Annotated in this window: 1 protein-coding gene; it reads left to right on the plus strand. The window is 68.7% G+C overall.

The annotated features are described in order from the left end of the window. Positions 1–368, plus strand: a 368-nt coding sequence (locus LCE31_RS40155) for an AAA family ATPase (RefSeq protein WP_225023265.1), incomplete at its 5' end; no start/stop codon positions are given. Positions 369–435 lie beyond the last annotated feature (67 nt).

The raw sequence follows: 435 nt of genomic DNA on the forward strand, positions 1-435 counted from the left end.
GGCTCTTGCTGACGGACCCGGACAACATGCTGACCACCGGCATCGACGTGGAGGCGCGTCCCCCCGGCAAGAAGGTCAAGCGGCTGTCGCTGCTGTCCGGCGGCGAACGGTCGCTGACGGCCGTGGCGCTGCTGGTGTCGATCTTCAAGGCGCGCCCCAGCCCGTTCTACGTGATGGACGAGGTGGAGGCGGCCCTCGACGACACGAACCTCCAGCGGCTGATCCGGATCATGCAGGAGCTCCAGGAGAGTTCACAGCTGATCGTGATCACGCACCAGAAGCGCACGATGGAGGTCGCGGACGCGCTCTACGGGGTGTCCATGCAGGGCGACGGCGTGTCGAAGGTGATCAGCCAGCGGCTTCACTGAGCCGGCGGCCTCGCGGAGCGGGAGCGGGAGGCGACCCGGAGCCGGAGCCGAGCCGGGGCCGTGACGT

This window comes from Streptomyces sp. 8L (assembly GCF_020176795.1).
GTDB lineage: Bacteria > Actinomycetota > Actinomycetes > Streptomycetales > Streptomycetaceae > Streptomyces.